This window comes from Sphingobacteriales bacterium, assembly GCA_016700115.1.
In the GTDB taxonomy this organism is placed as follows: Bacteria; Bacteroidota; Bacteroidia; order Chitinophagales; family UBA2359; genus UBA2359.
On record CP064999.1, the window covers coordinates 3,277,188 to 3,302,175 of the forward strand.

Annotated in this window: 11 protein-coding genes and 11 pseudogenes; 16 read left to right on the top strand and 6 right to left on the bottom strand. The window is 42.8% G+C overall.

Annotated elements, in window-relative coordinates; genetic code table 11:
- The first annotated feature begins 61 nt into the window (after positions 1–61).
- From IPM47_11850 to IPM47_11910, 13 genes and pseudogenes are all read left to right on the top strand, one after another.
- Positions 62–412, top strand: a pseudogene (locus tag IPM47_11850) (HYR domain-containing protein).
- 123 nt (positions 413–535) lie between these two features.
- A pseudogene (locus IPM47_11855) lies at positions 536–904 on the top strand (HYR domain-containing protein).
- A gap of 123 nt (positions 905–1,027) precedes the next feature.
- Positions 1,028–1,399 (top strand): annotated as a pseudogene (locus IPM47_11860) (HYR domain-containing protein).
- Between the two features lie 39 nt (positions 1,400–1,438).
- Positions 1,439–1,639: pseudogene (locus tag IPM47_11865) on the top strand (HYR domain-containing protein).
- A 168-nt stretch (positions 1,640–1,807) separates the two neighbouring features.
- A pseudogene (locus IPM47_11870) lies at positions 1,808–2,131 on the top strand (HYR domain-containing protein).
- Positions 2,132–2,326: 195 nt separating this feature from the next.
- Positions 2,327–2,623 (top strand): annotated as a pseudogene (locus IPM47_11875) (HYR domain-containing protein).
- A 21-nt stretch (positions 2,624–2,644) separates the two neighbouring features.
- Positions 2,645–2,863: pseudogene (locus tag IPM47_11880) on the top strand (HYR domain-containing protein).
- 135 nt (positions 2,864–2,998) lie between these two features.
- Positions 2,999–3,358: pseudogene (locus IPM47_11885) on the top strand (HYR domain-containing protein).
- Positions 3,359–3,475: 117 nt separating this feature from the next.
- A pseudogene (locus tag IPM47_11890) lies at positions 3,476–3,832 on the top strand (HYR domain-containing protein).
- Between the two features lie 168 nt (positions 3,833–4,000).
- A pseudogene (locus IPM47_11895) lies at positions 4,001–4,327 on the top strand (HYR domain-containing protein).
- A gap of 135 nt (positions 4,328–4,462) precedes the next feature.
- Positions 4,463–4,822 (top strand): annotated as a pseudogene (locus IPM47_11900) (HYR domain-containing protein).
- A gap of 117 nt (positions 4,823–4,939) precedes the next feature.
- Entirely contained in the window at positions 4,940–5,491 is a 552-nt protein-coding gene (locus tag IPM47_11905) for an HYR domain-containing protein (GenBank protein ID QQS31457.1), read from the top strand.
- Complete coding sequence (locus IPM47_11910; GenBank protein QQS27589.1) at positions 5,425–13,302, top strand: HYR domain-containing protein; 7,878 nt, start codon at positions 5,425–5,427, stop codon at positions 13,300–13,302. The genes IPM47_11905 and IPM47_11910 overlap by 67 nt, the downstream gene beginning before the upstream one ends.
- Before the next feature lie 827 nt (positions 13,303–14,129).
- Here the strand turns inward: IPM47_11910 and IPM47_11915 are convergent.
- The 5 genes from IPM47_11915 to IPM47_11935 all read right to left on the bottom strand — a co-directional run bounded on the left by IPM47_11915 (position 14,130) and on the right by IPM47_11935 (position 17,881).
- A complete protein-coding gene (locus IPM47_11915; GenBank protein QQS27590.1) occupies positions 14,130–14,600 on the bottom strand; it encodes a RecX family transcriptional regulator in 471 nt (156 codons plus the stop codon).
- An 8-nt stretch (positions 14,601–14,608) separates the two neighbouring features.
- On the bottom strand, positions 14,609–15,331 hold the full coding sequence (locus IPM47_11920) for a hypothetical protein (GenBank protein QQS27591.1): 723 nt from the start codon (positions 15,329–15,331) through the stop codon (positions 14,609–14,611).
- Between the two features lie 92 nt (positions 15,332–15,423).
- Positions 15,424–16,377 carry a transporter gene (locus IPM47_11925; protein ID QQS27592.1) on the bottom strand — a complete coding sequence of 318 codons (954 nt, stop codon included), beginning with the start codon at positions 16,375–16,377 and terminating at the stop codon, positions 15,424–15,426.
- Positions 16,378–16,649: 272 nt separating this feature from the next.
- Entirely contained in the window at positions 16,650–16,883 is a 234-nt protein-coding gene (locus tag IPM47_11930) for a hypothetical protein (GenBank protein QQS27593.1), read from the bottom strand.
- 80 nt (positions 16,884–16,963) lie between these two features.
- Positions 16,964–17,881 (bottom strand): IS982 family transposase, encoded by a 918-nt coding sequence (locus IPM47_11935; protein QQS27594.1) that lies wholly within the window; start codon positions 17,879–17,881, stop codon positions 16,964–16,966.
- Positions 17,882–18,054: 173 nt separating this feature from the next.
- Between IPM47_11935 and IPM47_11940 the strand changes: the two genes are divergently transcribed.
- Positions 18,055–18,423 carry a hypothetical protein gene (locus tag IPM47_11940; GenBank protein QQS27595.1) on the top strand — a complete coding sequence of 123 codons (369 nt, stop codon included), beginning with the start codon at positions 18,055–18,057 and terminating at the stop codon, positions 18,421–18,423.
- On the top strand, positions 18,384–19,397 hold the full coding sequence (locus IPM47_11945) for a transposase (protein QQS27596.1): 1,014 nt from the start codon (positions 18,384–18,386) through the stop codon (positions 19,395–19,397). The genes IPM47_11940 and IPM47_11945 overlap by 40 nt, the downstream gene beginning before the upstream one ends.
- Before the next feature lie 90 nt (positions 19,398–19,487).
- Here IPM47_11945 and IPM47_11950 read toward each other — a convergent pair whose 3' ends face one another.
- A complete protein-coding gene (locus tag IPM47_11950) occupies positions 19,488–20,591 on the bottom strand; it encodes a hypothetical protein (protein QQS27597.1) in 1,104 nt (367 codons plus the stop codon).
- Between the two features lie 1,304 nt (positions 20,592–21,895).
- Between IPM47_11950 and IPM47_11955 the strand changes: the two genes are divergently transcribed.
- Positions 21,896–24,979, top strand: a complete 3,084-nt coding sequence (locus IPM47_11955; GenBank protein ID QQS27598.1) for a virulence factor SrfB — start codon at positions 21,896–21,898, stop codon at positions 24,977–24,979.
- Positions 24,980–24,988 lie beyond the last annotated feature (9 nt).

Here is a 24,988-nt window from a genome sequence, read left to right on the forward strand (position 1 = left end):
GTGCAGTGCGGCAGGAGTTACCTATGCTGCTACGGCAACAGATAATTGCAGTACCCCGGTCATTGTACATTCCCCTGCATCGGGTAGCACTTTCCTTGTAGGCGTTACTACTGTAACTGCGACTGCCACCGACTTAGTTGGCAACAGCAGCAGTTGCAGTTTTACCGTAACAGTAACAGACACACAATTGCCGGTGATTACCTGTCCTACACCTATAACAATTCCGGCATCTGCAGGAGTTTGTGAAACAGCAGTGACTTATAGCGCAACAGCTTCTGACAATTGCAGTGTGATGGGTATTACTTACAGTCCTGCATCGGGCAGTATCTTTTCGGTTGGTACGACTCCAGTTACTGCAACTGCAACAGATGTGAATGGCAACAGCAGTAATTGTATATTTAATGTAACCGTTGTTGATGACGAAGATCCGGTGATTACCTGCCCCGCAGATATAACAGTACCTGCGGCTTTTGGATATTGCAGTGAGGAGGTGAGTTTTGCAGCGACTGCTACAGACAATTGCGGTGTTTTTGGAATTACTTACAACTATTTACCGGGCAGCAGTTTTGGCGTTGGAACAATAGAGGTTACCGCTACTGCTACAGACCTGTATGGCAACGATAGCTCCTGTACATTTGACGTTACAGTCTTAGATACGCAGGCACCTGTTATATCGGGTTGTCCGGGCGTGATTACCGTATATACCGGAGCAGGAGATACAGATTGTTCTCAAAATGCTACATGGACAGAGCCGACTGCAATTGACAATTGTATGGGGCCGGTCCTTTGGGCAACCCGAAGTCATGCACCCGGAGCGTTGTTTGGATTTGGCTCGACCACAGTGAGTTATGTGTTTACGGATGCATATTCCAACAGTTCGACCTGTAGTTTTACCGTGGTAGTGGTTGATAATACTCAACCCTTAATTACCTGCCCAGCCGACCAAACGGTCAATCTGAACGCTTCGTGTTCAGCGACAATGCCGGCTTATTCTGCGGTATCTACGAGCGATAATTGTACGGGTGTAATCAGCGTAGTGCAAAGTCCTGCGGCAAGCACGGTTTATACCGCCGAGGGCAATCAGGTAGTTACCCTGACTGCAACTGATGCCAATGGCAATACGAACGCTTGCACCTTTAATGTTTACTTTGACGATGTGAATGCACCGGTGATAGCGGGTTGTCCGAGCAACCAAACGGTAAATACGGGAGTTGGCAATCTGACCTGCACACAAACGGCAACCTGGACTGCACCGAGTGCGACAGACGGATGTACGGCGGTGAGTGTGGTCAGTACCCATTCTCCGGGAGCTACATTTGCCTTAGGCACAACGACGGTCAGCTATACCTTCAGCGATGGCAACGGCAATAGTTCTGTTTGCAGCTTTACGGTAACCGTGATAGACAATACTGTTCCTGTGATCAGTTGTCCATCGGGTATGATTGTTGCAGCCGATTTGGATTTGTGCAGTGCAGCAGGAGTTACCTATGCTGCTACGGCAACAGATAATTGCAGTACCCCGGTCATTGTACATTCCCCTGCATCGGGTAGCACTTTCCTTGTAGGCGTTACTACTGTAACTGCGACTGCCACCGACTTAGTTGGCAACAGCAGCAGTTGCAGTTTTACGGTAACAGTAACAGACACACAATTGCCGGTGATAACCTGTCCTTCGAATATTTCGGTCAATACCGATGCGGGGCTATGCAGTGCATCGGTAACATATTCAACACCTGTTGGCACAGATAACTGCGCCGGAGCAGTAACGACGCAAACCACCGGATTATCGTCCGGTTCTGCCTTCCCGATTGGAACAACGACGAATACCTTTGTAGTAACTGCTGCGAACAGTCAGTCGGCAAGTTGCAGCTTTACGGTAACAGTAACGGATGCAGAGCTACCTGTCATTACCTGTCCTTCGAATATTTCGGTCAATACCGATGCGGGGCTGTGCAGTGCAACGGTAATTTATACAACACCTGTTGGAACAGATAACTGTGCCGGAGCAGTAACCACTCAAACTACAGGTTTTGGTTCCGGTTCAATTTTCCCGATAGGAATAACGACGAACACCTTTGTAGTAACTGCTGCGAACAGTCAGTCGGCAAATTGCAGCTTTACGGTAACGGTAACAGATGCTGAACCACCTGCCATTACTTGTCCTTCGAATATTTCGGTCAATACCGATGCGGGGCAATGCAGTGCTGTTGTAACCTATATAGTACCGGTTGGTACAGACAATTGTTCCGGAGCGACGACAGCCCAGACTGCTGGGTTAGGTTCGGGCGTTGCCTATCCTGTTGGCGTTACAACCAATACGTTTACAATTACAGCTGCCAACCTACAAACGGCAAGTTGTAGCTTTACGGTAACAGTAACGGATACAGAGCTGCCGGTTATTACTTGTCCTTCGAATATTTCGGTCAATACCGGAACGGGGGTCTGTACGGCAGTAGTAACCTATACTGCTCCGGTTGGCACAGACAATTGTCCGGGAGCGACGACAGCCCAGACTGCTGGTTTAGGTTCAGTCGTTGCCTATCCTGTTGGCGTTACGACCAATACGTTTACGGTTACAGCCGCCAACCTACAAACGGCAAGTTGCAGTTTTACGGTAACCGTAACGGATAATACACCACCTTCAATAGTATGTCCTGCCGATCAGACAGTCAATCTGAACGTTTCCTGTTCAGCGACGATGCCTGCCTATTCAGCGGTATCTACGAGCGATAATTGTACGGGGGTGATCAGCGTAGTACAAAGTCCTGCGGCAAGTACGGTATATACCGCCGAGGGCAATCAGGTAGTTACCCTGACTGCAACCGATGCCAATGGCAATACGAACGCTTGCACCTTTAATGTTTACTTTGATGATGTGAATGCGCCGGTGATAGCGGGTTGTCCGAGCAACCAAACGATAAATACGGGAGTAGGCAATCTGACCTGCACACAAACGGCAACCTGGACTGCACCGAGTGCGACAGATGGATGTACGGCAGTGAGTGTGGTCAGTACCCATTCTCCGGGAGCTACATTTTCCTTAGGCACGACAACAGTCAGCTATACCTTCAGCGATGGCAACGGCAATAGTTCTGTTTGCAGCTTTACGGTTACGGTGATTGACAATACCGTTCCTGTGATCAGTTGTCCATCGGGTGTGATTGTTGCAGCCGATTTGGATTTGTGCAGTGCAGCAGGAGTTAGTTATGCTGCTACGGCAACAGATAATTGCAGCACTCCGGTCATTGTACATGCACCTATCTCCGGAAGTACGTTTGCGGTAGGCGTTACCACTGTAACTGCGACCGCCACCGACTTAGTTGGCAACAGCAGCAGTTGCAGTTTTACCGTAACAGTAACAGACACACAATTGCCGGTGATTACCTGTCCTACACATATAACAATCCCGGCATCGGCAGGAGTTTGTGAAACAGCAGTGACTTATAGCGCAACAGCTTCTGACAATTGCAGTGTGATGGGTATTACTTACAGTCCTGAATCGGGCAGTATCTTTTCGGTTGGTACGACTCCTGTTACTGCAACGGCAACAGATGTGAATGGCAACAGCAGTAATTGTACGTTCAACGTAACAGTTGTTGATGACGAAGATCCGGTGATTACTTGTCCTGCTGACATTACCGTTCCTGCCGCTTCGGGCACTTGTACCGCAACGGTTACTTTTACCGCTACTGCTACGGACAATTGTGGGGTAGGGGGAATAACATATAGCCCTGTATCGGGCAGTGTCTTTGCGATTGGCACGACCAACGTTACTGCTACTGCTACAGATATCTATGGCAACGATAGCTCCTGTACATTTGACGTTACAGTCTTAGATACGCAGGCACCTGTTATATCGGGTTGTCCGGGAGTGATTACCGTATATACCGGAGCAGGAGATACAGATTGTTCTCAAAATGCAACATGGACAGAGCCGACTGCGATAGACAATTGTATGGGGCCGGTCCTTTGGGCAACCCGAAGTCATGCACCGGGTTCATTGTTTGGATTTGGTTCGACCACGGTGAGTTATGTGTTTACGGATGCATATTCCAACAGTTCGACCTGTAGTTTTACCGTGGTAGTGGTTGATAATACTCAACCCTTAATTACCTGCCTAGCCGACCAAACGGTCAATCTGAACGCTTCGTGTTCAGCTACGATGCCGGCTTATTCTGCGGTATCTACGAGCGATAATTGTACGGGTGTGATCAGCGTAGTACAAAGTCCTGCGGCAAGCACGGTATATACCGCCGAAGGCAATCAGGTAGTTACCCTGATTGCAGCCGATGCCAATGGCAATACGAACGCTTGCACCTTTAATGTTTACTTTGATGATGTGAATGCGCCGGTGATAGCAGGTTGTCCGAGCAACCAAACGGTAAATACGGGAGTTGGTAATCTGACCTGCACACAAACGGCAACCTGGACTGCACCGAGTGCGACAGACGGATGTACGGCGGTGAGTGTGGTCAATACTCATTCCCCCGGAGCGACCTTTACTTTGGGCACAACGACGGTCAGCTATACCTTCAGCGATGGCAACGGCAATAGTTCTGTTTGCAGCTTTACGGTTTCGGTAATTGACAATACCGTTCCGGTGATCAGTTGTCCATCGGGTGTGATTGTTGCAGCCGATTTAGATTTGTGCAGTGCGGCAGGAGTTACCTATGCTGCTACGGCAACAGATAATTGCAGTACCCCGGTCATTGTACATTCCCCTGCATCGGGTAGCACTTTCCTTGTAGGCGTTACTACTGTAACTGCGACTGCCACCGACTTAGTTGGCAACAGCAGCAGTTGCAGTTTTACCGTAACAGTAACAGACACACAATTGCCGGTGATTACCTGTCCTACACCTATAACAATTCCGGCATCTGCAGGAGTTTGTGAAACAGCAGTGACTTATAGCGCAACAGCTTCTGACAATTGCAGTGTGATGGGTATTACTTACAGTCCTGCATCGGGCAGTATCTTTTCGGTTGGTACGACTCCAGTTACTGCAACTGCAACAGATGTGAATGGCAACAGCAGTAATTGTATATTTAATGTAACCGTTGTTGATGACGAAGATCCGGTGATTACCTGCCCCGCAGATATAACAGTACCTGCGGCTTTTGGATATTGCAGTGAGGAGGTGAGTTTTGCAGCGACTGCTACAGACAATTGCGGTGTTTTTGGAATTACTTACAACTATTTACCGGGCAGCAGTTTTGGCGTTGGAACAATAGAGGTTACCGCTACTGCTACAGACCTGTATGGCAACGATAGCTCCTGTACATTTGACGTTACAGTCTTAGATACGCAGGCACCTGTTATATCGGGTTGTCCGGGCGTGATTACCGTATATACCGGAGCAGGAGATACAGATTGTTCTCAAAATGCTACATGGACAGAGCCGACTGCAATTGACAATTGTATGGGGTGGTCCTTTGGGCAACCCGAAGTCATGCACCCGGAGCGTTGTTTGGATTTGGCTCGACCACAGTGAGTTATGTGTTTACGGATGCATATTCCAACAGTTCGACCTGTAGTTTTACCGTGGTAGTGGTTGATAATACTCAACCCTTAATTACCTGCCCAGCCGACCAAACGGTCAATCTGAACGCTTCGTGTTCAGCGACAATGCCGGCTTATTCTGCGGTATCTACGAGCGATAATTGTACGGGTGTAATCAGCGTAGTGCAAAGTCCTGCGGCAAGCACGGTTTATACCGCCGAGGGCAATCAGGTAGTTACCCTGACTGCAACTGATGCCAATGGCAATACGAACGCTTGCACCTTTAATGTTTACTTTGACGATGTGAATGCACCGGTGATAGCGGGTTGTCCGAGCAACCAAACGGTAAATACGGGAGTTGGCAATCTGACCTGCACACAAACGGCAACCTGGACTGCACCGAGTGCGACAGACGGATGTACGGCGGTGAGTGTGGTCAGTACCCATTCTCCGGGAGCTACATTTGCCTTAGGCACAACGACGGTCAGCTATACCTTCAGCGATGGCAACGGCAATAGTTCTGTTTGCAGCTTTACGGTAACCGTGATAGACAATACTGTTCCTGTGATCAGTTGTCCATCGGGTATGATTGTTGCAGCCGATTTGGATTTGTGCAGTGCGCAAGGAGTTACCTATGCTGCTACGGCAACAGATAATTGCAATGCCCCGGTCATTGTACATTCCCCTGCATCGGGTAGCACTTTCCTTGTAGGCGTTACTACTGTAACTGCGACTGCCACCGACTTAGTTGGCAACAGCAGCAGTTGCAGTTTTACCGTAACAGTAACAGACACACAATTGCCGGTGATTACCTGTCCTACACCTATAACAATTCCGGCATCTGCAGGAGTTTGTGAAACAGCAGTGACTTATAGCGCAACAGCTTCTGACAATTGCAGTGTGATGGGTATTACTTACAGTCCTGCATCGGGCAGTATCTTTTCGGTTGGTACGACTCCAGTTACTGCAACTGCAACAGATGTGAATGGCAACAGCAGTAATTGTATATTTAATGTAACCGTTGTTGATGACGAAGATCCGGTGATTACCTGCCCCGCAGATATAACAGTACCTGCAGCTTTTGGATATTGCAGTGAGGAGGTGAGTTTTGCAGCGACTGCTACAGACAATTGCGGTGTTTTTGGAATTACTTACAACTATTTACCGGGCAGCAGTTTTGGCGTTGGAACAATAGAGGTTACCGCTACTGCTACAGACCTGTATGGCAACGATAGCTCCTGTACATTTGACGTTACAGTCTTAGATACGCAGGCACCTGTTATATCGGGTTGTCCGGGCGTGATTACCGTATATACCGGAGCAGGAGATACAGATTGTTCTCAAAATGCTACATGGACAGAGCCGACTGCAATTGACAATTGTATGGGGCCGGTCCTTTGGGCAACCCGAAGTCATGCACCCGGAGCGTTGTTTGGATTTGGCTCGACCACAGTGAGTTATGTGTTTACGGATGCATATTCCAACAGTTCGACCTGTAGTTTTACCGTGGTAGTGGTTGATAATACTCAACCCTTAATTACCTGCCCAGCCGACCAAACGGTCAATCTGAACGCTTCCTGTTCTGCGACGATGCCTGCCTATTCAGCAGTATCTACGAACGATAATTGTACGGGTGTAATCAGCGTAGTACAAAGTCCTGCGGCAAGTACGGTATATACTGCCGAGGGCAATCAGGTAGTTACCCTGACTGCAACCGATGCCAATGGCAATACGAACGCTTGCACCTTTAATGTTTACTTCGACGATGTGAATGCGCCGGTGATAGCGGGTTGTCCTTTAAATATAACGGTTTATACCGGTGCCGGCAATGGTACTTGTACGCAAACTGCCACCTGGATTCCACCGAGCGCTACTGATGGATGTACGGCAGTGAGTGTGGTCAGTACCCATTCTCCGGGAGCTACATTTGCCTTAGGCACAACGACGGTCAGCTATACCTTCAGTGATGGCAACGGCAATAGTTCTGTTTGCAGCTTTACGGTTACGGTGATTGACAATACCGTTCCGGTTATTTCGGGATGTCCCGGTGCTATTACTGTCAATACCGGTATTGGTAATCCAGTTTGTAGTCAAACTGCAAGCTGGACAGAGCCTACTGCGTCTGATAGTTGTCCGGGGGTTGTGTCTTTAACATCACAGAGCCACAGTTCAGGAAGTGTGTTTGGATTTGGAACGACAACGGTTACTTACGTATTTACAGATGCAAACAGCAACAACAGTACTTGCAGCTTTACGGTAACAGTATTCGACAATACGCCACCGGTGATTACGTGTCCTCCACCACAGACAGTTCCGTTAAATGCGACATGCCTGGCAGCTTTGCCTGCCTTTTCAGCCGCGACTTTAACCGATAACTGTTCGGGCAGTATTGGATTGGCACAATTCCCTGTTCCAAGTACAATTTACACAGCAGAAGGCAATCATACCGTTGTACTCACGGCTACTGATGCCAATGGCAATACAAACAGTTGTAATTTCAACTTGTTTATTGATGATGTTACGCCTCCATTTGTGTTTGGATGCCCCACAGACATTACCGTATCTACCGGACCGGGTAATACAACCTGTACGCAATCGGCAACCTGGACGGCTCCGAGCGCAAACGATGCTTGTGTCGGGCCTATCGTTCCTTTGGTCAGTCATGCTCCCGGCACATTTTTCCCGGTAGGGGATACCACGGTTTCCTATACCTTTAATGATGGCAACAGCAACACTTCGGTTTGCAGTTTCACCGTTACCGTATTAGACAACACACCTCCGGTGTTGGTCTGTCCTGCTGCACAGTTTGCAGAAACTGATGATGACGGCGGATATAATTGTACGACCTCCATAGCAGGATTACAGGTAACTGCGCTTGATAATTGCACCTCTACCGGATTGTTGAATTTTACCTACTCTGTCAGTGGTGCGACGGTTATCGGAACAACCAACCATACCGGAAGCCCCTTGAACCTGAGCAGCATTTTGTTTGGATTGGGCAGCAGCACGGTAACGGTAACAGCGGCAGATACCAATAGTCCCACACCTAATGTTGGCATAGTTTGTACCTTTACTGTTACGGTTGCCGACAATGAAGATCCTCAAATTGTATGTGCAATTCCGGCGGCATCTTACGACACTGACCCGGGCGTATGTACTTATACAGTACCGAATAACGGATTGAACCCCACTTTTACCAATGACAATTGCAGCATTGCCTCTGTGCTGAATAATTTTACCGGAACATCTACCCTTAATGGTGCAGTGTTCCCATTGGGAGCTACTACTGTTGTATGGACAATCCTCGATGGAAGCGGCAATACTACTACCTGCAGTTATATTGTAACGGTGGTGGATAACCAGAATCCAATGATTGTTTGCGCCATTCCGGCATCGAGCTACAATACTGATCCGGGAGTTTGTACATATACTGTTATCGGAACAGCTTTAGATCCGGTGTCAACCGATGATAATTGCAGTGTGGCTTTGGTTGTAAATAATTACAACGGATTGTCTTCTCTTAATGGCGCTGTGTTCCCGCTTGGCAATTCTACTGTTCTTTGGACGGTAACGGATGGCAGCGGCAGAACTGCTACCTGTAATTATACGATTACCGTGGTGGACAATCAAAACCCGGTTATTACCTGTGCAACACCTGCCTTGTCTTACAATACAGATCCGAATTTATGTACTTATACCGTCGTTGGAAATATGCTCAACCCTGTTGCTACTTCTGACAATTGCAGTATTCTTTTTGTAACCAACGACTTCAACAATACGGCTACGCTGAACGGCGCAGTATTCCCGCTTGGAAACACAGTTGTTACCTGGTCAATTACTGACGGAAGTCTTAATGGTGCAAATTGCAGTTATACTGTTACGGTTGTTGACAATCAAAATCCCGCAATTACCTGCGCGACCCCTGCGGTTTCTTATCCGACGGATGCTGACGAATGTACTTATACCGTTCCTGACAATAGTCTTAACCCTGTATTGACAGACGACAATTGCTCGGTGTCATCCGTGGTGAATGACTTTAACAGCAGTGCTACGCTAAACGGAGCAGTATTCCCCTTGGGCAATAGTCTGGTTACGTGGACGGTTGTTGACGGAAGTGGAAACAGTTCGACCTGTGCATATACGGTAGTGGTTACGGATACTCAAAATCCTGTACTTGCTTGTCCGGCAAATCAAATCATTCAGACAAGTTCAAACGGGACCGGAGATTGCAGCAGTGCTTATAACATTGCCGATCCATTAAACGATAATTGTACAGGGGCAACATGGGGAGCAACCTTTACAGGTAATGTAATGGGTAATCCTACTGACCTTGCCGGTATTGCGAATGGATCAGACAGCGGGCTTTTAGAATTTAAACTGGGCACGACTACTGTTATGCTCAACGCATCTGATGGAAGCAGTAATATAGCAACTCCCTGTAGTTTTACGGTTACGGTTGAAGATGACGAAATGCCTGTGGCAGTTTGCCAAAGCATCACTATCGAACTCGATAATCTTGGACAGGCGACTATATTGCCCGAAGAACTTGATGGTGGAAGTACCGATAATTGTTCCATTACTTTTAGTGCAAGCCGTACTGAGTTTAGTTGTTTGCATCTGGGAGATAATACGGTGATGCTTACGGTTACTGATCCGGATGGAAACAGCGATGATTGTATTACCACGGTTACTGTGGAAGACAATGTTAACCCCGCTGCAATTTGTCAGGATGTTACCATTTACCTCGATGGAGATGGGAATGCTTATCTGACAGCCGCAGATATAAACAATGGCAGCAACGATAACTGTGAGTTTGTAATGACTATCAGTCAGGACGAATTTAACTGTGCAGAGTTGGGTAATAATATTGTAACACTGACAGTTACCGATAGCAGCAATAACGAAGCAACTTGTCAGGCAATCGTAACGGTTGCGGATGATATTAACCCCAACGCAGTCTGTCAGGATGTATATACGCAGCTTGGTCCGGGCAGTACTGTTACTGTTACGACTGGGCAAGTCAATAATGGCAGCACGGACAACTGTGGAACGGTCAATGAAGTATCACTTACTCCCGATACCTTTACGGCTGAAGGAGCATACCTTGCTACTTTGTTGATTAACGACGGGAATGGAAATGAATCCACCTGTGATGCCACGATTTCGGTAGGTCCATTGGCTACTGCCGACGACAATACACCGATTTGTGAGGGCGCAACATTGATGTTATTCTCCAGCGGAGGAGTGTCATATTCGTGGAGCGGGCCGCTTGGGTTTACCTCTTTGGCTCAAAATCCGGTGATTTCGGGAGCAACTGCTGCTATGTCGGGTATTTATACAGTTACCGTTACGGGTGCCTTAGGATTTACTGCCACTGCAAGCACTAATGTGATTGTTGATGTATATCCTTCCGGCAGTTTAATGGGTACTATGACTACTATTTGCGTTGGGAATACGATAGATATTACAGCGTTTGGCGGTGCTACCTATTTGTGGAACGGGCCTAACGGATTTAGCTCTACGAATGCAAATATTGTAATTCCGAATGTTACAACCGCCATGTCGGGATTGTATGTGGTAACGGTAACCAGTTTGTATGGATGCAGTGTAATGCTGACTTCAAATATAACCGTTCATCCGAATCCGGTAGTTGGTATCATCGGCACTATTGATGCCTGTTCCGGTCAACCCATCACTTTAACTGCAACGGGCGGAGCGACATACATCTGGAGCGGTCCGGGAGGATATACTTCCTCGGGAGCTACTTTGTTACGTCCCAATGCGAATGCCGGTATGGAGGGTGTTTATACGGTAACTGTTACCAATACCAATGGATGCACATCCACCGGCGATGTTTATGTAACAGTCGGAACAACTCCAACTGCGACTATTACAGGCAGTACAGCGACCTGTTTGGGAGGAACCTTAAGCCTGACGGCTTCCGGAGGCGTAAATTACGCATGGAGCGGTCCGGGAGGATATACTGCAAACTCTGCAACTATTACGAGAACAGGAGTTACGTTTGGGATGGGAGGTAACTATATAGTTACGGTAACATCTGCAAACGGATGTACTGCTTCTACGTCAGTAACGGTTACCACCAACGGTGGAACGGCATCTATTACAGGGAATACAGGTTTCTGTACCGGTTCAACCATTACCCTGACGGCATCAGGCGGGACTTCCTACGCATGGAGCGGACCGGGCGGGTTTACAGCCTTTACAGCAACAATGACCCGAAGCGGGGCAACTACTGCTATGGCGGGAACTTATACGGTTACTGTTACCGGAGCGGGGGGATGTACGGCTACTGCAAGTCATACGATTACCGTAGGCAGTACATTTACGGCCGGAGTATCAGGCACGCTTACCTATTGTGAAGGAACGACGATTTCACTAACGGCTACGGGCGGAGTTTCTTACTTATGGAGTGGTCCGGGTGGATACAGTTCAGCAGGGGCTGTTTTATCCCGTCCGTCAGCGACACCGGCTATGTCCGGAGCATATACCGTAACGGTTACGAACGCCGGAGGATGTACTGCAACTGCTACCCGAAACGTAACGGTGAATCCATTACCTACCGCAAATATTACGGGAAGCAATGTGATTTGTCAAGGTACAACCCTGACTTTGACAGCGTCGGGAGGAACCTCCTATGCATGGAGCGGTCCCGGATTTAGCGCTACTACAGCTACAATTAACCGGACAAATGCGACCGTAGCCATGAGCGGGACCTATACGGTTACGGTAACGGGCACGGGCGGATGTAAATCAACGATGAGTATTGCGGTAACGGTCAATCCAAAACCGGTTGTTTCGATTACCGGTCCAGGCAGCGTTTGCAATGGAAGTACTTTATTCCTTACTGCAACCGGAGGTGCTACTTACGCATGGAGCGGTCCGGGTGGATTTAGCTATAGCGGAGCTACCATGGAACGTTCAGGCATGAACAGTTCAGCAGTGGGTAGTTATACGGTTACTGTTACGAGTGTGGCAGGATGTACGAGTACCGCGACCAAGTACGTATCGGTATTGGCAACACCTACGGTCAATGTTTCAGGCACGCTCACTTATTGTGCAGGTGCGAATATTGGTCTAACAGCATCAGGAGGAAGTACGTACTCATGGTCAGGTCCGGGAGGATTTACTGCATCAACGGCTTCATTCATCAGGGTTGTCTCAACGGTTGCCATGTCGGGCGTTTATACTGTAACGGTTACGGCTTCGAACGGATGTTCAAATACAGCGAGCAGAACCATAACCGTCAATCCGTTGCCGATAGCAAGTGCGAGCAGTAACAGCCCGGTATGTGCGGGAACGCAAATTACTTTGTTTGGAAGCGGAGGAGTTGCCTATCAATGGCAAGGTCCGGCTTTGTATAGTTCTACTTTACAAAACCCGGTAAGAAACAGCGCAACGACAAGTATGGGCGGTACTTACAACCTTACGGTAACTGATTCTAACGGATGCAAAGGAACAACGAGCACGGTGGTATTGGTGTTGACGTGTCCGGGTAAAACGGAAACAGAGGTTTCCGGCGTTGAAACCCTGACGGCATATCCAAACCCGACAGGCGGCATGACTACCATTGAATTTAGCACTTATACAGATGAACAGGTTCAGCTCAAAGTATTTGCTGCGGATGGTCGGGAAGTGAGTGTTTTGTTTGACGGAAAGGCCGAGGGTGGAACTTCGAACCAGCTCAGCTTTGATATGAATCCGCTTCCATCAGGTATTTACTACGCTGTTTTGCGGACTGCAAATGGCGAAACGCAGCAGATTAAGTTGATGGTGGTGCGGTAAACGTTCAAATTGCCATGATTAACCGGCAATATACAGTATGAGATAAAGATGAAAGAAAGAGCAACCGGTATATTAACCATACCGGTTGCTCATTTGATCTTGCCTGATTTAATTCCAACGTCATGTTAATTAAAGTGAAGTAATCAGGTTTATAGCACTTTTAGTTTTTCACTTTTAATTTCTTGCCCGGTTAATAAGATAAAAAGGTTTACAGGTCTTGAAATATGCCGGAGTTACTTTTAAAACAGGCTTCTTTTTTTGTCCATAACCTGTAATTGATATTAAAGGAGCACCAAACCAATTCAAAGGTGAATGAAACTGAATCAAAGGTGATTCAAACTGAATCAAAGGTGAATGAAACTGAATCAAAGGTGAATGAAACTTAAGCAAAGGTGAATGAAACTGAATCAAAGGTGAATGAAACTTAAGCAAAGGTGAATGAAACTTAAGCAAAGGTGAATGAAACTTAAGCAAAGGTGATTCAAACTTAAGCAAAGGTGAATGAAACTGAATCAAAGGTGATTGAAACTTAAGCAAAGGTGATTCAAACTTAAGCAAAGGTGATTCAAACTGAATCAAAATACAATTTCCAACTTTTTAATTGACATTTTTTCGAATACAATTGAAATTTATTTTGAGTAAAATTTACCTTTTTTTTAAAATCAATCCAAAAGTATAAGCAAAAACCGGAGATGGATAACCTAAAATTGAGGGTAGTGTCATCAGTTTAGACTACAAGGGCTGTAAAATTGGAGGAGATATTACAAAACCGATAATTAGAAAGATTCTAGTTAAAAATCACCATTCAGGTTTATGAACTCACAATTTTAAGGCAAAAAAGACCTGATTGTTTTGTGAATTAATTCAGGTTCGTATCCTTTTTGCAGCAGATATTGTAGCAGTTTTTGCTTTTTAGGTAATATTTGGCTGATATCAGACAGCAATTCCAACTTTTTAACGGTCAGTAATTCAAGCGTTTGTAAATATTCCCCCTCGTCAATTTGAGTTCTGATGGCTGATTCATAATCTGGGGAAGAAATTCCTTTAGCTTTTAACGCATGAATAATTTTTAATCTTCCCCATTTTTGAAATCTGAATTTATCGGAAGCAAAAAAGTTGCTGTATCGAAGATGATCTATAAAATTTTCGGCAACTAACAATTCTATATAAACTTCTATCTCTTCATCACTTAAACCCCATTGTTTTAATTTGTCGCTAACTTCTTTTTGACATCGTTCCGACTGGGCACAATAGCGTCTGATTTTTAAAAAAATAGGTTTAAGTTCGGTCGAAAGCATAAAAAGTTTTACTCGATAGCGTCCATAAAATTGTTCATAATCTGCTCCGCAAGTTCAAAGTTAGAAGTGGAATGGGTTTGTTTGTCTGTAACAATGTCAATATTTTCAAAAATCTTTTCGACATTGACTTTTAAATCGAGATTGACAATTTCAGAATTGCTGATATTGATATTTCGGGAAACGGCTTTTTCCCGGTAGAGCGTGTCCAATCCCAAATGATAAGAAAAAGCACTTTCATAAGACTCACCGTCGGGGTTATTATCACATCTGCCTTCTAATTTGGCAAAAATATACTTACTTGCCCATGTCCAATAATTGTTTTGGGAATAACTCAAAGGGTGTTCCTCTGCAAAAGTAGCCGGATCGGATGCATTCATGATTTCATCTAATCCGATACTGAATTGTAGGGCAGTATAGTCACCTTCAGGCAACATAATTTTTACGGTTTCTGGGTTTCCCAAATTATACCATAAGACCTCAGAAATCTGATGCTCCGTTCCATCCGATTTAATCAATTTGACCTTGCTCAGGTAAAAGGCGAATTTTTCATATTTAAATCGTTGATTTTCCGGAGAAATATAATCCGTATTTAACTTAAAAGACTGACCGTTAACTAACGGATTTACTTTAAACGTCAAATTATGATCCGGTTCACTTGTTTCGTCACAAGCAGACATACTTGTTAAAACAGATAAAATCAGAACAGATATCAGCCAATAAAACTTTTGCATGATTTAGATTTGGTTAAAACTTGGTTAGTTTGTAGTGAAGTCAGAATTTTACACAAGATACAATTTTTTCACGGGTAGAAAAGTAACTTTGGTTACAAGCCACTGCGATTGGGCAATATTTTTTTGGCTTCCCGCTGTGGAATATTATACTGAAACCGTAATTGCCATTGTGATTTAAAATCAATTTGCGGACCTTCCACTTTAGCTGATAACGGTAAATGATAGTTAAATTCGGCTTGTAGTTTTCCTTTTTGAACAGTAGCCCCCACATAAAAAATGGTGCGTGAAACTTCATTATATTCAGGAGATGGCCGGTCGTTCATATAATCCTGATTTTGCGATAACCAGATTAGTCCTGTTTGGGGAATTGCATCAAATACAGAAACAAACGGCAAGTGATAACGCACCTGCAGGTTTGATTGAATCAGGTTTCCAAAACGATACGTATATTTATTTTCCCGGTTAAGCGTATAATAGCCCGACAAGCCCAACTGAAACCCTTCAACTTCCAACCAGTATAAACCTGAAAACAAAAATCCAATACTTCCGTAACCCGGTAAACTATGCGGTTCTGCTTCATTGATTTCGTTAAAACGGTCGGAAACTCCTGTCGGAACTCTGACACCTCCCTGAAGTATAACAATATGTTTCAATTTTGCATCAGGTTTAAACAATTTGGAATTATACAATTGATACCCTCCGGACAAAATTAAATCCCCCAAACCATTTTCATTCATGTTCAACGTATCGGAGGTTATTCGTTCATTGAAGGCGAACGGAAGGTTTACCATTAAAAAACTACGGCGATTGATGTAATATCTCGCTTCGATATGAATTGTGGAAAAAGTTTCAGCAGAACTTCCAAAAGGATCGTAAACATAATGTTGGTGGTAAGGAAGATTTGTAGCAGTTGTGTTATGAAACTGCATATATTGAGTCAATCCTTTAAATTGTTGTTGTTGCCAACCGGCTTGGATATAAGAAATATCGGGATTCTGAATTTGAGCTATCAATAATACCGCCCTAAAAACAAAGATTGTCCACAATACATCAAACACAAAATTGCTGAAACCCTGCCAATATATTGAAGCTTAAACACCATAGACAATAAACATAATCAAGTGCCTGATAATCTAACCAACAAATTGGCGGTTTAGTATGTTTGACTAAGAAGAATAACGACAAACGAATTTCCTGAAACGGCGTGTCCCTAAAACGCTCCTTTTATGTTGGACAGTTTATAAAAACGTACTGATAGTCCCAGCCAATAGTTTACGGGCAGTCATTTATTTTAATTACAAATCACCATCGAACAAATCTAAGCTGATTTATTCATCAACTCTTTTGGAAGACAGTTATACCAGTTGCTTTTATAGTTTTTTTGCTGATAAAAGAGTTGGTATGGAGAAAATCTTTTGTGGTCATCTACTCTGCTACGCTCATAAGGGCTGTGGTTAAGAAAGTGTCGTATAATATTTAACCGTTCTTGGTTGATTTGCCCTCTTCCTGCCTGTAAGAAAGGTTTAAGGCGACTGTTAGTGGTTTCTATCATGGAAGAGGAGCGATTGGCTTTTGTTAAAAGTAACGTGAGGTTGGAAATTGGAGTCTTATTTTACAAGGGATTAAGTGATATTAAGCAACAAATTGGATGGTGTTTGTGTAATTATTTTCGTTGGGGATAAAAACAGATGGTTTTTTATCTAAGTGTTGATAGGCAATTAGAGCAGCCATAAAATGTGTAGCTGCGTTTTCCGGTTTGCGATGTCTTGTGTGTTCTAAATTGCAAACTGTTTTCAGAATATCATTTACCGATTCAATCAATGCTCTTTTTTTACTGAGAGAGACATCTTTAGGCAAAGCGGGATATTGATTTTTACGGTTCTTCTTTGGTTTTAGGATAAGCTGTAAACCTTGTTTAACAAATTCGTCAAAGAGTTTGGTGTAATAGCCTTTGTCTGCTGCACATTTGCCCTGCAAGTTGCCCAACAGATAGCGCAGCAAGTTGTGGTTATTGTCTGCCACATTTCCAGCAGTAAGCGCAAACTTAACAATTTCTCCGAATTGGTTGATGACTAAATGCAACTTCAAGCCAAAGAACCAACCTGTGGAGGTCTTACCTTTGGCAGCGATGTCTTTAAACACCCGATTTTGGCTTTGACGATGTATATGGCATACCGGTAATTTGGTTGCGTCTATGAAGTAACAGCCTGTTTTGAGGGCTTTTTCACATGAACGTAACATCCAAAGCACTAATACCGGCAAGCATTTGTGTATCAATGATAAAAAGTGCTTATAGCCAGGTGCTTTTGGAAAATAATGGTTAAATTCGCCCAAAATGAGTTGTTCATAGTAGTATTGAAAAGTTTTGTAACCGGATAATTGGTAAAATACAAGAATTGTGGCTATTTCCGATGGACTTAAACCAAGCTTTCGTCCCCGAGGTTTATGACCCAAAATACAGTGTGATTGATTGCAGTTAGTATAGTCAAGCAATAAATCGTCAATCTCTATGTACAACGATACCAGTTTGTTTGTTATAACAAGAAGCATAAAGAATAGAGGGGTTGTTGGTTGGTGATTTTTTTTCCAAACTCAAAATTATATCAACCACAACCTCTTTTTTCTATTCCCAACTATTATCAACATGGCTGCCACACATTAAAAAAAAGAAGGGAGGCGATATCTTTGTAATTTTGCGAATTGCAAACCCAAAATCAAAGTATATGCCTCCCAACATTCTGCCTTTAGAGTTATATAAAGACATCCTGTCAGTAGCAAAGATATTACAATTAAGGGATTTTCTGTACTGTTTTATGTGTATTCGATATGGAGTAAGTGTACGGAGTTTATGCCGCTATAGTAACTACTCTGTTCGCACTTGGTTTCGTTTTATGTCAGAGGACTACCTGTGGGAGCGCATTCGTATGAAGTTGTTTTTGAAGTGGGTGTATCAACCGGAGGAGAATTATATTATAGCCATAGACGAAGTGGTAGAAGGGAAAAGTCGGGACAAGACCTATGGTTTGTCGAAGTTTTGGAGCAGCATTCAGAAATGCCCCATATTCGGGATTTGTTTTTTTGTGCTTCTCTGATAGCTGTGGGGAAACGGAAATCATATCCGATGGTGGTAGAGCAAGTCGTACAGACAGAGGGGGACAGGAAGCGGATAGCGGAACAGAAAAAGAAGGCATTAGCTGGCAAGCGCAGTGCCGAAGGCAGATGTTTGGTTCGTGGCAGGAAGCAAGGCAGCAAAAACCGACCCAAGCAGCCCAATCCTACGGCATCCTTTCGGGCATTCACCGCCTTGTTAAACAAGTTGCTTTCGTGCTTACCGGGCATCAACCTGACCTATATGGTAGCAGACTGTGCTTATGCCTCGGCAGATTATTTCTCTGCGGTAACAAAGACCGGACTTCACCTGATTACCCGTTTGCCTGTAAATGCCGCCCTCGTCTATGCCTACTCAGACCCAGTAGCCCCAAAACATCGGGGAAGACCCAAAAAATACGGAGAAAAAGTAGATTTGAACAACCTTGATAACCAAGAACTGAAAGACACCAAAACCGAAAATGGTCTCCTTACTCAGATATGGCAACTGCCCTGTTACAACAAATCCTTAAGCAAAAACCTGTTAAATGTGGGGATAGTAAAAATAACCAATTTGAAAACCCAAAAAGTAGCCTTCTCTAAATTTTGCACCACCGACCCTAACCTCGACTGGCAAACTATGATAGATTATTATAGTTTGCGTTTTCAGATTGAGTTTGACTTTCGGGATGCCAAACAATTTTTCGGACTATCCGATTTCAAAAACTACACCTCGAAAAATCTGACCAATTTTGTTAATCTATGCTTTACCGCTACCTTGACGGCTAAAATTTTGCAGGCACAATATCAGGTTAAATACAATAACCCTAACTTTAGCATTTTAGACCTCAAAATACTCTGTAATACGCGTTTTACGGTCAAAACAGTTATTAAATTGGTACGAAAATCGCCCGATTCAATTTTTAATACTCAATTCGCAGACGGGTTTATGCCAACAGATTTGGTCAATGTCGCTTAAATATCTATAATATAGAAGAAAAAACACGACCGTCTTATCTTATATTTGTGGCAGCCTTGTTGTATTATTTATCTAAATTTAATTCCAACCTCACGTTAAAAGTAATTGTAATTTTTGCAACATAGTTTGTGCTCTTTCTGCTCCGATTTGTTGGATGAGCATCGTTTTCCATTGTTCGGCTTGCTGTTGGTGATAAACTTGATGGGCATTTTGTTTACAACACCGTGTCTTGTGCTGATGCTTGCAGATACAAGCCTCTACCTGCCACAGAAAAGCGATGTTCCGGTCGCAAGTTGTTTCCGGCGTAAGCAAGTCCATCACTTCGGTTTCTATATCGGCAATATATTGGGTTGCGGCAGGTATTTGTTTTTCAAAGAAGTCAACGGATTTTTGCAATTGCTTATCGGGTATTTCTCTGAATAGTTGACAAACAGTTTTCAGTATTTGTCGTGCTTGCAGGTGGGTAACCCACTTGCCATGTTCATCAAAAAAGGCAAAGGCGTTTTGGCTTTCCTGCAATAAAAATTGAGCGTTATCGTACTGTTGCATCGCTAAATTGGCTTGGTTTCGAGCATTCTTTACTTCTCGAATAGCCGTTTGTACCGCTTCTTTGTTTTTCGTGGCGGGGATCAGTTGTTCGTCCAATGCTTTCTGTGCCTGACGCAAGACTTTTTCGGATTCCTCCCAAGTCGAAAAGGCTTTTTTGAACTTATTCTTTAGACGAACAAGCTCCTTGCTGATGACATGATAATAATGAAATAAATCGCCATAAAATACAAGGTCTAACCCTTTTAAACTCGACCCAATTTGAGTGGCAAAGTCTGCACAAATGTTCAGTCGTTTCAAATCACTATCCCCCAAAATAGACTTCAAGTAGCCAGTCCAAGTTTCCGATTTACGGTTATCTGCCTTCACCAAGCATAATATGTAGCCTGTCCGGCTATCTATCATCACTAAATAGGGAATAGTCCCCTCAAAGGTTTCGTCTATTGCCAAATAAACAGTAAGCTCATGAGGCAAGGTGTCGTAGGCGGGAAGAACCGAACCAAATTTGCGAATAACACCGGATACTTCTCCTTTGCCCACGCCTAATCCACGAAGTCGAAGCGATTTTATAATACCACTAACGCTTGAATGATGAAGCAGGTACTCCTGAAGAATGAGCAACTCTATTCCCATTCTAACAGGGGGCATTCCTTTTTGACCAGCAAACCCCATTTCTCTAATAAAAATGACACTATCTGCTTGTAATTATAACAAGTGCTACGAATAATTTTGTATTGTCTGGCTATCTTTTTGATACTTCCCATAACTTTCCAATGCAATTACTTCTTGACCAATCGAAAGAATTTGAAGAGGGTTGTACTTTGTAGTGAACATAGTTTATGTTTTAGCAACACTATATTACATACTTCCTCTCTTATTTCATTCAATTGTCCAACGTTTTTAGGGACACACCGAGAGGCTATTATTAAATCAAATAAAATGGCAAACTCCTTTCAAAATCAAATCCGTTTCGCCCCCGATTCTTTGATACCCAACACCATGTGGACTGAGTTTCCACTCAAACAAAAGCCACGTTCTATTTAACCGGACTAACCCCCGGCAGACTTTATTGGTTTCAAACCCGCACCTTTAGCACGAAAGGATTTAGCGAATGGTTTGATCCTTTTCAGTTTATGGTTCGGTAACAATTTGATAATGGTGGAGTTTGTTGCCAAAAATGCCTTGCCTTGGGAAGGGGAGGGGGTATTTGTTGTGTAAAATGTTTTTTGTTGGTTTGTTGTATATTTGTGAATTGTGAGTTGTGTGTAGGTAGCTAAATTTGGCTGTGTATGTGCAATTAATTTACGCATAAGCCCCATTTAGATGTCAGGCTAAAAACTACTACAAAACCATATATTGATTTAACAGGAACAACCATTACAGACACAAAGCCGCACACGCCGATTTTAAAAAATCACGCCTTGAGCTAACCGGAATCATCTTTCACCCGATGAACCAAACATCGGTTAATCGGGCTATATTAGTCCGATAGTATTTACCCTCTATAAAGTATATGATCTGCAAAGCAGCCAACTCGCAAAACTGTTTTTCAGCTATGTTTTAGAAGGAATGCCCTACGGAAGTGCGTTGTGAAAAGCAAAAACAGACTTGATTCGTTCCAAAAACAGGCCTTTGTTTTGGAGTGGTGTGTTTTGATGTGGAGAGGTTGAAATGAATCAAACGTCCAATAATTTTTTTAAATTTTGGGGGGGAATTATTTTTGATTTAAAAAACAAATATTTAAATTTGAGCCGCCATAAAATAATAGTGAATAAATTGATATAACCTACCAATATTAATTTACTTTGTGTTGGGGTTGTTGGTAGCAATTTAAATTTGTGGATATAGTCCTCACTAGTGTTGAAAATTAACTTAATCTATCATTGTTATTAACTCATTTATATAGTTACCTAAAAGTACTCATGTTAGGTTGAACAAACAAATAGCTACTTATGGATAAATTACAACTAATTGCTAATTCGGGCATACAATTTTACAAGTTTAATTTTTCTATTAACCTTAATGAACGGCTGATACCAAACATTGGGTTTTATGAGTTTTTTGATCCGGAAAATATTATAGTTGGGCTGGAATTTGCTATACACCTTGCTGATTTTGAATGTTGGGTCAGCAAAAAAAAGTTAGCAGAAGATGGTTATATAATTGACGGCGAGGTATTGATTGATCTCATTGATATTTCCACGTTACCTACTTTAGATGAAGAAACAGATTGTTATTCCATTAATGAAGTTAATACAGCTCTTACTCATTTTGAAAATAAATGGCTGCCCATACCTTATTTTGAACAAGATGATGCAGACAATTTTCAATTTGGGCCAATAAATTGGTGTCGATTGAAATTAATTCCAAAGAATTCTATCAATAAAAACAAATCATACGAGGCGATACTTGTATTTGATACGTCAACAGATAATGACAAGGAAGGACCTTTGTTAGAAGAGACGCACAAAAAATATGGTTTATGTAAAGACTTAGACTTGTTACTAAACTATACTAATGACAAGTATAACTGTGAATGGGTACGCAATTATATTGCTAAATTGATTTATGGAAACGAGGATAAAGTTCCGACGGATTTTCCTTCAACCAAGTACATAGGTTGGTATATATACTTTATCAAGTACCTATCAGAGTCAGGAAAAATTCCCGGTGTCGAACTTTACCCAAATGATTTGAGTAATTCAATAGATGTAGATTTAATTTTGGATATTGGGAATTCAAATACCTGTGGTGTTTTGTTTGAACATCCAAGAGATGATAGAACTTTTGAGTTCAATAATGTCAAAAGACTTATTATACAGGACTTATCTAATGCTGAACTGAGCTATGATTCCCCTTTTTCAATGAGGCTGGTCTTTCACAAATGCAATTTTGGAGATATTGGAGAGATGGGTTATGGCAGTTCGCGGTTTCAATGGCCAAGTTTTATCAGAATTGGAGAAGAAGCGCACAGATTGATTTATCATTCAACGAATGCGATTAGTGTGGACGCTGCTGAATTAGTAACAAATCATTCAAGCCCTAAAAGATATTTATGGGACACTGAATGTGTAAATTCACAATGGGAACTGATTAAAACAGGTGATATTGACACTGATTTAGATAGTTCTCTTTGGATTGAGGGCATCTCACAGCAATTTGCAAAAGATGGCAGCTTTTCAAAAGCAACAGGCTTCGGAAATAGCAATAACTTTTCAAGGCGTTCGCTAATGACTTTTGTTTTTATAGAAATTTTTATCCACGCACTTTCCCAAATTAATTCCCATGAATTTAAGTTTGCACACGGGAATGTAACAGTTGCACGTAGATTGAGGCGTGTAGTGATTACGTGTCCGACAGGAATGGTTTTGGAAGAACAAATACGCTTGAGAGAGTCTGCTCATTTTGCCGCGATTGCACTTAGCCGATACTACAGCAAAACTTTTAATTTGGAATATAAGGAAGAAGATGACAAACAAAAAATTGAAATAATCCCCTCTATAAAAGACCTCAAAAAAGGGGACCAAAATGCCGACACAAAAAGGGATTGGATGTATGATGAGGCTACTTGTAGTCAATTAGTATTTATCTATGCAGAGATTGCGAAGCGTTATCTCAATGATTGCAACCGTTTCTTCAATTTATATGGGAAATATCGAAGAGATTTGCCTAATTATGAGAAAAAATCCATTACTATAGGTTCTATAGATATTGGCGGAGGTACGACTGACCTAATGATATGCAGCTACATGTATGGCGATGGTGGAACCGCTGTAATTACACCATATCCGTTGTACTGGGAAAGTTTCAACTTAGCAGGTGATGACTTATTGAAAGAAGTTATACAACAGATTATCATAGAAGGAAGAATAGAAAACGAAAAGTTCAGAGGATGTACCGGAGTTATTCAGAACTATGCATTAGAAAAAGGAGTTGAAAATATTGAGCGGAAATTGAACAGCTTTTTCGGACTTGACACATGGAACGTCATGGATAGTACAAGCAAGCAAATTCGACATGTGTTTAATACTCAAATAGCGATACCGGTTGCTGAAAAATATCTTGAACATGCTCAACAAAATTTAGAGGATACCATCTACACTTATGAAATGTTTTTTCCTGTAAATAAACCCAATAAAGACTTATTGATTGCCTTTGAAAGCCATTTCGGCTTTAAGTTTGAAGATATACGTTGGAAGCTCTCTTCACAACGTGTTCATGATATTGTAGAAAGAAAATTTGAGCCACTTATAAAACAACTTAGCATTTTGCTTCATGCTATGAGATGCGATTTTATCTTATTGGCGGGACGGCCGACAAAATTTACCATCATACAAGATTTATTTCTGAAATTTTACCCCGTATCACCTGACAAGATCATCTCTTTATCGAATTATTGGGTTGGCAGATGGTATCCGTTTCAAGATCAAAACGGCTATTTCGAAAATAAGGATTCAAAATCTTTGGTTGCAGTTGGAGCAGCAATTTCTTTATTAGGAGGCAGATTGGATTTGCTGAATAATTTCAGAATTAATTTGGACTTAATGAAAACTACTCTTACTTCTACAGCAGAGTATTTTGGCGTTTTTAACAGACAACTAAACAGGGTCGATGATATTTTTCTCAGCCCTGATGTAAACAGAAAGATTATCTTAATTCATAGCCTCCCCACAACCTTTGGATTTAAACGACTGTTGGCAGAATTTTATCCTTCCCGACCAATCTACTTACTTGAATTAAATTGGGAGGAAATAAAGAAATTTGTAGTATCAAAAAACCCTAACTTTGAGGACAATCGAAAAAAGGAGGAAGTAGAAAAGTATATTATAAACCTAAAAAACAGGATGCCCTATCGTGTATCTCTGTCCAGAGAATATCATGACAACAAAGAGATACTGAAGATAGAATCTATTGAGGATAAAGAAGGTAACTTGATACAAAAGTCTTTTATTAAATTAAAAATCAAGACGATTGTGGAAGACGAAGGGTATTGGCTGGATAGTGGAGAATTTTTACTCAAAGTTGAAGCCAGATAACCTAAATCG